Raw genomic sequence first — 11004 nt, 5'->3', positions numbered from 1 at the left:
CAAATTGTAACGTGCGAGAAATATGATACACTTGTACTTAGCCATGATTCTAGTTTCAGCTAGGATTATGGTTAGTGCAGCGCTGGTGCGTCAACACCGGCGCAGCACGCCTTAAGCATTAGTTTAGGATTCTTTCTACTTAAAAGTCAACCAATATCATAGGCCTATTGTTCCAATTGTGTTTCTATAACCATGCACTTTCAATTTTTTTATCTCTTTTTTTCAATGCGTTAAGATAAAAATTCGGTTGGCTCTCTCAGGGCTCGACCACGAGCCCGGGCCCGTATGGTTCTGTGAAAAGTTGATCATCGCGTTAAACATGTATATATTATTTACTAAATCAACTCTGTTGCCAACTCGCTTTAGCTCGATAAAGCCCAGGTAAATCATTCACTGTCTTATTCACTTCTTGCGACAAGGCAAATAAATCACGTGATTTTTGATAATACACCCCCAAAGGCACAGGATAGCTGGGAAACGTTAATCTTGCTAAACGCATCGCAGCAGATAAACAGCTGGAATCATGCTGATATAAGCTTTTTTCCGCAGAAGAAACACGTACAAATGTCTCCTCTTGAAGCTGTAACGCTTTATCTTTTTCTGCACCATAAATTAAAGGTTGCGCTTCTTCTAAAAGAACCGTATTTTCAGCGCGATTACTCTTTAAAGCAAATTCATCAAAAGCACCATGATTGAAGATATTGCAATCTTGATAGATTTCTACAAAAGAACAGCCTTGATGTTCGTAGGCTTTTTTTAAAATGGATCCCAAATGATTAGGATCTTTATCAACCGCGCGTGCGACAAAACTCGCTCCTGCCGCTAAAGCCAGAGTCAATGGATTAATGGGCTCATTATTTACACCCTTAGGAGAAGTCTTAGTTACCTGACCTTTTTGTGAAGTAGGTGAGAATTGGCCTTTGGTTAAACCATAAACTTGATTATTAAATAAAAGAATATTCACATTCACATTACGTCGCAAAATATGAATTAAATGATTTCCTCCAATACTTAGAGCATCACCATCTCCAGTAATAATCCAAACACAAAGATCCTCACGCATAGCCTTTAAGCCAGTAGCCACAGCTGTTGCCCGACCATGAATAGTATGAAAACCATAGGCATTCATATAATAAGGCAAACGCCCAGCACAACCAATTCCAGAAACGAATACATGTTGTTCGGGGGGCAATCCCAAATCAGGCAACATCTTTTGCAAAGCCATTAATATCGCATAATCACCACAGCCAGGACACCAGCGAACTTCATTCGCATTCGCAAAATCTTCACGCTTATAAGTATTATTCATAATGAATTTCCGCTTTAATGGTGTTAACTAAATGGCTGACACTAAAAGGCTGACCATTACATTGACTAATCACTTGAGCATCCACTAAATACGTGGCCCGGATAAGCTGGCACAATTGGCCTGAATTTAATTCAGCAACAAAAACTCGGTCATAAGATTTTAAAATGTCGCCTAAATCCATAGGTAAAGGGTGCAGATTGCGTAAATGAACATAGGCAAGAGCCAATCCCTCTTCCTGGCATTTCTGTATTGCAGACTTAATACTACCATAAGTGCTCCCCCAACCAATAATTAAAGTAGAAGCATTGGCATCTCCTTCAATCACCAAAGATGCATAGTCCCTGATAACTCCTTGAATTTTTTCTTGGCGTAAATTCACCATTTTTTGGTGATTGTCTGCATCATAACTCACTTTACCTTCTTCACCTTGTTTTTCTAAACCACCTAATTGATGAATAAAGCCAGGCGTTCCCGGAATATTCCAACTACGGCTTAATAATTCATCACGAATAAAAGGCTTAGGAAAACGATTAAACTCTATTGTAGGTAATTTTAATGAGGCAACGTCTGGTATTTCCCAAGGTTCTGCCGCATTCGCTAAATAGGCATCGAGCAGTACAATTACGGGAGTCATGTATTTAGTTGCCAGTGTAAATGCTTCGATAATGGTATTAAAACAGTCTGCTGCGGACTGTGCTGATAAGACGACTAAAGGTGCCTCGCCATGGCGACCATACAAGGCCTGCCTTAAATCGCTTTGACTGGTTTTCGTAGGCAAACCAGTAGAGGCACCTGCTCGTTGCACATCGATGACCACTAACGGCAATTCAGCAACCGTTGCTAACCCCAAGCTTTCACTTTTCAGATCCAAACCTGGTCCAGAAGTACAAGTCAAAGCCAATCGTCCGCCATAGGCTGCACCAATACAAGCACAAATGGCGGCAATTTCATCTTCAGCTTGCAGTAATTGCACACCAAAATCAGCTAAGCGCGCACATTCATGTAAAATAGCTGAAGATGGAGTAATTGGATAACCTGAAACTAACATGGAAATACGAGTATGTGTCGTCAAGGTAGCTAACGCTAACCCTACTGCTTCAACACCGGTAACTTGGCGATATTCTCCTGTTTGGCGATTAGCACCACCTAACATGTAATCACGGCGGGTTAACTCTAAAGTCATGGCATAATTATAACCTGCCAATAAAGCAGCCTCATTCGCTTTAGCAATCATTTGATTGGCTTTAAATTTTTTCGTAATAAATTCCTGGCAAGCCTTGGTAGATAAATCAAATAACCATAAAACCAAACCTAAAACATAAAAATTCTTGGTTTTTGTCGCTTGTGGTTTCGTTAACTCCAGGTTGGCAACTGCTTGCAATGTTTGTGTAATCAGTGGAAAAGAAACGATGTGATAATGCTCTGCGCAATTATCTAAGAAACTCTTGTCCATTCCGGCCTTTTGCCAATCTTTATCCTGATAGCTGTCTTCATTGATTATTAATAGACCACCTTGATTTAAATGCTGTAATGAGTTTTTCAAAGCGGCAGGATTTAAGGCCACCAAAACATCCAAAGACTCACCCGCAGTAAAAATAGCATGCTCAGCCATTGCTAATTGAAAACCAGAAACTCCAGCAACAGTTCCCGCTGGTGCCCTAATTTCTGCAGGAAAATCAGGTAAAGTACGAACATCTCGCCCGGTAAGAGCGGCACTGATGGTTAATTGCTCACCCACCAACTGCACCCCATCACCAGAGTCTCCAGTGATACGAATAACGATTGCATCAGTCATTGACATAAAGTCTCGCTTCTAGCATAAGTTGGCGCATGTGCCTTACTGCTTCTTTCATTCCACAAAATAAAGCACGAGCAATAATGGCATGGCCAATGTTAAGTTCCAGTAATTCTTTAATTGCTGCGATTGGTTGCACATTATGATAATTCAAGCCATGGCCAGCATTAACAATCAAACCCAAACTCGCAGCGTATTGCGCTGCCTCTGTAATGCGTTTGAATTCATGTTGCTGCTGCTCAACATGGGTAGCATCTGCATAGCATCCCGTATGCAGTTCAATCACAAGAGCCCCTATTTCTGCTGCAGCTTTAATCTGTTCAAAATCAGGATCAATGAATAAAGAAACTTCGCTGCCAATAGCCTGTAAACGTTTTACTGCATGTGCAACGGTCTTTTGGTGAGTTAACACATCTAACCCTCCTTCTGTAGTTAATTCTTCACGTTTTTCGGGAACTAAACAAGAGTGTTCGGGAGAAATTTCTTCAGCAAAATCAAGCATGGCATCAGTAACTGCCAATTCCAGGTTCATCCGTGTATGCAAAACCTGTTTAATTAAACGCACATCACGTGCCTGGATATGTCGTAAATCTTCGCGCATATGCAGTGTAATCCCATCAGCTCCAGCTTCTTCAGCATCCATAGCCGCTTGCACCGGATCAGGATAGCGTGTACCCCGTGCTTGTCGCACTGTAGCAATATGATCAATATTAACACCTAATAAAATCTGCTTACTCATTTTGCACCACACAAAGCAAAATAAAGAGTATAATGTTCCTACTAACCTAAATACAAGGCGCCAGTGGTAATTGGCAGGTATTCAATTTGAAGGGTATTAAAAATTAAATAGCTCGCGCAAGCGCTCATTCACGTAACCGTTTGCCTGCCCGTTTGCGTTCTCGAAATAATGTTGCCCCAAGTAACTACTTTTCAGTAGAATACCATGACTAACTTGTGTCCATAGATGAACTCATAAAAGGTTTATACTTAATACAAAAGATTTGATTTTCATTGAGAACTCTATGTGCTTGGCATTAATCGCAATAAATCAACACCCACGCTATCCATTGATTATTCTTTCTAACCGAGATGAATTTTATCAAAGGGCAACAATAGCTGCACATTATTGGCCTGATTATCCCCAGTTATTTGCAGGTAAAGATTTAGAAGCGGGCGGTACTTGGCTTGGAGTAAATCGACAGGGAAATTTTGCTTTACTAACTAATTATCGCAATCCTGGTGTCCATAGTGACACTATGAAATCTCGCGGGCTTTTAGTAAAGAATTATCTGACTGCAAATCCTGCAGCGGCCCCCTCTCACTATATTGAGCAAATTGCCTCTATGGCAGATCAATACAATCCTTTTAATTTGTTTGTTGGCAACACTCAGGAAGTAATCTACTATTCCAATGTGGCCAAAATTAACTCAAAATTAACAACAGGACTTTACGGAATCAGTAACCATCTGTTGGAAACCCCATGGTTTAAGGTATTAAGAGCAAAAAAAGCGTTTAATAGGGTAAAAAATGATTTACTACATTATGAAACCCCAGAACACATTGGAGACTTACTATTTCCGATTTTAGAAGATCGAACTCTTGCCCCTAATCATCTCCTTCCTCACACTGGGGTACCGACAGAGTTAGAAAAATCTCTAAGTTCAATTTTTGTTTATGTTCCTTATCATGGCTATGGAACACGTTGTTCAAATCTTATTCTTTTTAGTGATAAAGAATCCTTTTTTTCCGAGCGCATCTTTATAAATGGACAGGCAACAACCCTGCAAACAACACAAATATCTTTTTTAAATTAAAGAGAGACATGAGATGTAGTATCAACTATATAAAGAGCGTGCTTTAATTTTACGTCCATTTAATAAATGATCTATAGCCTTGCGCATAATTAATTTTGCTGATTTTAAATACTCCATAACTTCCAGATTATCATCAGCCAATGCCAAAATATGAACTCCTGAAATCCCCTGACTTGCACGTACAAATCCTTCACCCGCAATAAATTGATACGATAAATAGCATATAATGGGCTCATAAGTTCGCGCTTCTTGAAACCATGAAAAAGAATAACCGCACGCTTTAAGTAAAGTCCATTCAAAGCGGCGTAATAAAGCTTCCAGCTCTTTTCGATCTTTGCTTAAAGCCAAATGATTTAAAGTGAATGAATAAGCCTCAAATAATGCAACATCTACATACTGCGGCCTTAATGCATGATAGAGCACTTCATTGATGTATAAGGCTGAAAACAAAGAGTTCCCAGCAAGAGAAAGAGTTGGAGAAATGCTTTCGATTTTTTTTGCAAAAAAACGCTCATAGCGTTCTTCAACCGTAAGCCATAAAGGAGTAAAAGCCTGCAAAAGGGCTTGCTTCTTCGGTGTGCGCCCACCTTTGTACAGACATTGAACTACGCCTAGTTCACGAGTAAAAAAACTGACTCTGGCGCTGGTATCACCAGACCATTGCTTATGTAATACCCATGCCTCAATGGTTTTAGTCATAACCTAATTGTTTTAACAAACGTTCATCATCAGCCCAACCTGATTTCACTTTGCACCAACATTGTAAAAATACTTTTTTACCTAATAATTTTTCCATGTCAAGACGAGCACCCGTAGCCATTTCTTTTAATTTTTGACCACGCTCACCAATGAGCATACGTTTATGGCTTTCTTTTTCAACCAGTATTAATGCATGAACACGTGCCAAGTTACCCTCATCTTTGAACGATTCAATCTCCACGTTCACTGCATAAGGTAATTCCTCACCACAAAAACGGAAAATCTTTTCACGAAGCAACTCAGCACATAAAAATTTAACAGGGCGATCAGTAAGTTGATCATCAGGAAATAAATGCGGGCCTTCAGGCAAATAAGTTTGTAATTTATCTTGCAACTCTTGAACCTGCACCCCATTTTTTGCGGAAATGGGAATAATAGCCCCAAAATGATGACGTTGGCTTATTTGCTCTATCCACGGTAATAAAACTTCTTTCTCAGCAATTTTATCCACCTTATTGATTACTAAAATACAAGGAACTTTAGATTGCTGCACTAACTCCAAAACGTACTCATCTTCTTCACTCCAATGCGTCCCATCTACAAGGAAAGCAATCACATCCACATTACGCAATACACTGATTGCAGTTTTATTCATCAAACGATTAATGGCCTTTTTCTTGCCTTGATGAATCCCGGGAGTATCTACATAAACAAACTGGTAATCCGCTTCGGTGCGAATGCCTAAAATACTGTGTCGGGTTGTTTGCGGCTTTTTAGAAGTAATACTTACTTTTTGCTCTAAAATACGATTTAACAATGTTGATTTACCTACGTTGGGTCTGCCAACCAAGGCAATATAACCACAATAACTAATCATTAACTATTCCTGTATACTTTTAAAACATTTTATCAGGCGCCTCATAAAATATCCAGAGGTCGACTTTGACCTACCTGCCATTTTAACGTACATTTAATGCTACTCAAGCCCATAAAAACATAAAGAATTATCTTTTACACTTGCTTTGCGTTCACACTTGGTGATTTATCAACCAATTTTGTGTATAATTAATTAATTCAAGAAAATGGGATAGACATATGAGTACAGCTTCTTTACCACTAATAGATCCACAACTATTCTCTCATCCTCCCAAAGTAAACTCCGAATTAAATGCTTGGATTGATAGTGCAATTCGTGCAAAAAAAGACGAAATGAGATTTGATCCACCCTCGAGGGAAGATGCAAATCTTAACTCACCAATCAACATCAGTCGTTTCGGTTTTAAAAATCCAAATGACTTAAAGAACTTTTTATTATCTCCTGCAGGTGATACCGTAAAAGCCGAAATCGGCGCTCAGCAAGCTCAAGAAGAAGCACTTAAAGAGAATCTGCGGTTTGAACAGCAAGAACAAGCTAAAATACACAGTCTGATAAAAATTCATCTATTGTTATGGTTAATGGCAAAAGACGCACATGCTGAATCTGTATTACGTGAACTGACACAAGCACAAAACATGAAAATCTTAGAGCAAGAGAAAACTGCAGCTAAAGCCGAGCATCATGAGCAAAATATTCCCGATATAAATAAAGAATTACAAAAAGCCTTAGCACATTACAATGAAGCAATTCATCTATGTCAGATGCAACATGCAACTCTGCTTGAAAATGAAAAAAACATTGAAAATCAAATCATTACACTGGCACAACAAAAAACAAACTTTGAAAATAAAAGTGAAGAATATCTTACAGGCTTGGCTAATTTTGAAAAAGACGCAAAAAAATATGAACAGGCAAATGATACTGAGTTAGATCAGTTTATTCAAAAAATGACAGGCGAAATAAATGAACAAACTGATTTAATCATGGAATTGCTTAATAAAGAAAATAGCACTCCAGAAGATGAGCAATTAGCACGTGAATTATTGCATAAACAAAATGCTTTAAATCTACAATTAGCAAGTTTACATGATTTACATTCCCTGAGAAATCAAGAGAAATTATTTTTCGATGAGAAAGGTGAGCCAGTCGCGCAGCAACAAAAGGCCGCATACGTTATTAATAATACTCATAAAATTTCTGCAAAAGAAGGCAAGCTTTACTTGTTAAAAGACATTGAAGACATCAATAAAATTTCTGACGAACGCTTAAGAGAAGCAGGTGCAGAATTTGAGCATCGGCAACAGGAGATCATGAGTGTTAAAAAAGCAGTAGAGCAATCTTTGAAGTTAGAAAAAAGTTTTCTTAATTTTGATGAGCGCTTAATGAAAGCTCAAAATAAGCAAAGAAAAAATGCCAAAGCCAAAACCCAATTAGAAAATCAAATTAAAGCCATGCAATCAATTCGTGAAACATTAAGTACAGAAATCGAAAAAAATGCTTCTCAAGACAGAACAAAAACCTCGCCTGTTCTCCAACCCGCACTGGCACCAGAACCCAAAATGTCCATTATTTTTGCGATGAAATTTTTAACGCCATTTTTGAAAGAACCTGAAATCAGTACCGACCAACTGATGCATAAATTTGATAAATATGCAGTAAAAGAAAAAATTAATCTCAAAGATAGTGAAAAAACGAAGGACCTTTTAAAACGGATTATTAATCAGTTAACTTTTGGTCATATCCCTTCTTTTGCCCCATTACCTCATGCCATAATGCAATCTTTATTACAAAATATGGACCGCTTTGGTGGGCAAGATTCTTATCAGGTTTCAGCCGAAATCTCTCCTTTACAGTTAACCTTAGGGCAAGCATCTATGCCAGGGAGCCCCTTACAAGCCCCTACAGATTCACCAACCACAAAACCAAAAGTGGAAGATACTCTAGAGCAAGAAAAAATCTTCCATCCAACACCATTTAGTACTAATCCGTATAAATAAAATAAGGGAAGTAATGAACTTAACCGCTATTATAGATCACTCGTCAAACTTCATTCTGAGAAGTTTATAACGAGTGATTGTAGCAAAAATTGTTAGCTTTAATATCTAAGATAATCGCTATTTGATACTCAAGAAACCTGTTTAGATGTCTATTGATAATTCATATATGGAGATTATGCAAGCTAACATACCACTATCTTAACAAAATAAGAACCAAACTGTATATTTAATTTACTTTACTTTATGGTATTATTTAAAAATCTTTTACATGAGAATATATTATGCCAATAGTACTAAATCCTATCCATCTACGCACTCTCTCGCTATCAATAGCTGATTTAGAGGGATTACCTGAAAATGAACAGACCGACAAATTAAAAAAAGCCTGGAGAAAAATGTGTCTAAAACATCATCCAGACAAAAATCCTAATAATCCCAATGCAGAAGAAATATTTCATAAAATCAATAGTGCCTATACTGCACTCACAAGTACCCAGGCCTTTACTGACGAACTTCATCAGTATTTTACTAAGCCGGAAATGACTATTCCAAACACAGCATTTGATATCTCAATGCAAGAAGGGATACTTGAGATGCTCCAGCATTTAAGGCAAAAATTTTCAACGCTTGAAACTGAAGAAAAAAAACGTGAATTTGCCACCTTTTACACCTCTTTTCTGGCTCTGGCAGAACATTTAGAAGAAAACCTTGAGACGTTAAATAAAGTCCGCGTAAATGCCTTGGTACATCAAGAGATAGAAGCGGATATAAAAGAGTTTCTTGCATATGAATGGAGGCAGCTAATCATTCGTCTTTTCGCTGAAGAATATTTAGATGACTTTCAATACCGTAATGCTCTGGCATGTGGAGATTTACTACCTATCCTTGCGACCCGCAAGTTGATTTCACCAGTTAAATGGCTAGCTGTAATCATTGGTAGTTTAGATATTTTATTTGGAGGATCTGCGGAGTACGCTCTAAAACATGACAAGGGTATAATAAGTCAGCTACTTTATTTCATTGATTCTCCTATTAGTACACTTAACTTCTTTGTTGATCTCATCGCCTCCCCGGTAAATAATGTTATTAGACCATTAGCCGATTATACAAAACTTCCACCTGTTGCTCTTACTGGGTTATTTTCGGGAATTGGGACACTCATGATATATGGGTTCATGATTAGCGCTCTTACGTTTTCACTAGCAAATTCCCTACTTGTCTTGCCATACCTGACTTTAGGTCTAAATTTCTATTCCATATATGCCTTATATAAGCTAGTTCAATCTATACATGAAAAGGGGGGAATGGATACCACTCGAATCGCTTTAGGATTTGGCATACCGATTCTGCTCAATTTTATACCCAACGAGCCCATCTGCGATTTTTTACTCGTGATGACAAATTTATGCATATTACAAGTTCTAAGAAAGATTTATACAGAAACACCAATAGAATTTTTACCTTTACCCGATAAACCTGTTCCTGAGGATGTTATACACGCTACTTTATCAGGATATACAAAGGCGAATCAATCGCATCGATTTTTTGGTACACCAAAGCATGCTGATGTCCAAAATGATCGAGGCTTTTGGCAAAAAGCGACTAGTTTTTTTGGTGCCGATAGAGTTAATCCAAAAGAACCAGCTCCTGGATTCGATGAAGAATTGCCAAACACAATGCAATTGCTGATGTAGTTGAATAATTAGATCAGTATTACTAAAGTCAGAGTAGAGTTGAATTCCTTCTGCTCTGAGCAATTGCAAATTTATTTGTAAATCTTAATGCGATGCGCAAACGAACAGACCTGAATTTTCTATAGAAGGCTCTTGCTTTTAACATGCAATACTCCAGCATGAATTTTTAAAAGTTAAAGCCTTTCGGAGCCGCTCGTATCTTTGTGAGATTATATTAGAGAGTTAAACATCCCAACGCTGAAGCTTCAATTACCTCGGGGGCATTTCCTGAGTTAAAATAATTTATTAATTTTTCTTTGCTATCGCTGTCAAATATATATTGGAGTTGATCTTTTGAACCTGCATAGTAATCGCTAAACCCTTTTAATATACCAATTTTCATATCTTCCATCGAAGTAAAGTTCTGAACTTTAATTAAAAAAGAAATCTCTGTGGAATAATAAGTAATAACAGGGTTAGCAAAAATACTTCCTACCCGCTTATGTGCATAAATTAATTTTGATTCAACCTTAAGTTGCTGCTCAGCAATATTTGCTTTTAATGCATCAATTTCGGGATAATTCTCTTTTATAGAGCCAATCTCGGATAATGAGAAAGAAACAGCGTTAACGTCTTGTTTATAAGATATATTTATCGGCATACACTAAGTCTTAAATTTGCAATAATAAAGCAAAGACACTCTACTTTACTATAAACTTAGGCTCAAGATATTATTGATTTTTTGTAACTCCCCAGGTATTTAATTGAGCTCACCGGGCTTCCCTTCTCCACCGCGCGCAGCGTGGGGGAGAGGGAGCAAGGGTGAGGGGGATTAAATAG

At 37.9% G+C, this 11004-nt stretch carries 9 protein-coding genes; 3 read left to right on the top strand and 6 right to left on the bottom strand.

Going from position 1 to position 11004, the window contains the following annotated elements:
- Window positions 1-340: 340 nt before the first annotated feature.
- Genes QM652_RS12630 through pdxJ form a run of 3 tightly spaced genes read right to left on the bottom strand, consistent with a single transcriptional unit; the run spans window position 341 to window position 3843 of the window.
- The gene (locus QM652_RS12630) at window positions 341-1309 is read right to left on the bottom strand and encodes a 2-oxoacid:ferredoxin oxidoreductase subunit beta (protein WP_415076361.1); all 969 of its coding nucleotides are present in this window, start codon (window positions 1307-1309) and stop codon (window positions 341-343) included.
- A complete protein-coding gene (locus QM652_RS12625) occupies window positions 1302-3110 on the bottom strand; it encodes a 2-oxoacid:acceptor oxidoreductase subunit alpha (RefSeq protein ID WP_415076359.1) in 1809 nt (602 codons plus the stop codon). Before QM652_RS12625 ends, QM652_RS12630 begins: the two co-directional genes overlap by 8 nt.
- Window positions 3097-3843: a pyridoxine 5'-phosphate synthase gene (pdxJ, locus tag QM652_RS12620; RefSeq protein ID WP_415076357.1), complete on the bottom strand. Its 747-nt coding sequence runs from the start codon at window positions 3841-3843 to the stop codon at window positions 3097-3099. Before pdxJ ends, QM652_RS12625 begins: the two co-directional genes overlap by 14 nt.
- A gap of 283 nt (window positions 3844-4126) precedes the next feature.
- Here pdxJ and QM652_RS12615 point away from each other — a divergent pair, with 283 nt between their 5' ends.
- Complete coding sequence (locus QM652_RS12615; protein WP_415076355.1) at window positions 4127-4918, top strand: NRDE family protein; 792 nt, start codon at window positions 4127-4129, stop codon at window positions 4916-4918.
- A gap of 21 nt (window positions 4919-4939) precedes the next feature.
- Here the strand turns inward: QM652_RS12615 and recO are convergent, their stop codons facing one another.
- Both recO and era read right to left on the bottom strand, forming a co-directional pair.
- On the bottom strand, window positions 4940-5617 hold the full coding sequence (gene recO / locus QM652_RS12610) for a DNA repair protein RecO (RefSeq protein ID WP_415076353.1): 678 nt from the start codon (window positions 5615-5617) through the stop codon (window positions 4940-4942).
- Window positions 5610-6494 (bottom strand): GTPase Era, encoded by an 885-nt coding sequence (gene era / locus QM652_RS12605; protein WP_415076351.1) that lies wholly within the window; start codon window positions 6492-6494, stop codon window positions 5610-5612. The genes recO and era overlap by 8 nt, the downstream gene beginning before the upstream one ends.
- Window positions 6495-6712: 218 nt before the next feature.
- Here era and QM652_RS12600 point away from each other — a divergent pair, with 218 nt between their 5' ends.
- Together QM652_RS12600 and QM652_RS12595 are read left to right on the top strand one after the other, a co-directional pair.
- The gene (locus tag QM652_RS12600; RefSeq protein ID WP_415076349.1) at window positions 6713-8491 is read left to right on the top strand and encodes a hypothetical protein; all 1779 of its coding nucleotides are present in this window, start codon (window positions 6713-6715) and stop codon (window positions 8489-8491) included.
- 281 nt (window positions 8492-8772) lie between these two features.
- Window positions 8773-10185: a J domain-containing protein gene (locus tag QM652_RS12595; RefSeq protein WP_415076347.1), complete on the top strand. Its 1413-nt coding sequence runs from the start codon at window positions 8773-8775 to the stop codon at window positions 10183-10185.
- Between the two features lie 214 nt (window positions 10186-10399).
- Here QM652_RS12595 and QM652_RS12590 read toward each other — a convergent pair whose 3' ends face one another.
- Window positions 10400-10825 (bottom strand): hypothetical protein, encoded by a 426-nt coding sequence (locus QM652_RS12590; RefSeq protein WP_415076345.1) that lies wholly within the window; start codon window positions 10823-10825, stop codon window positions 10400-10402.
- Window positions 10826-11004: the final 179 nt, after the last annotated feature.

The organism is Legionella sp., from assembly GCF_047605385.1.
GTDB lineage: Bacteria > Pseudomonadota > Gammaproteobacteria > Legionellales > Legionellaceae > Legionella.
This window is presented reverse-complemented; position numbering and strand designations above follow the sequence as displayed.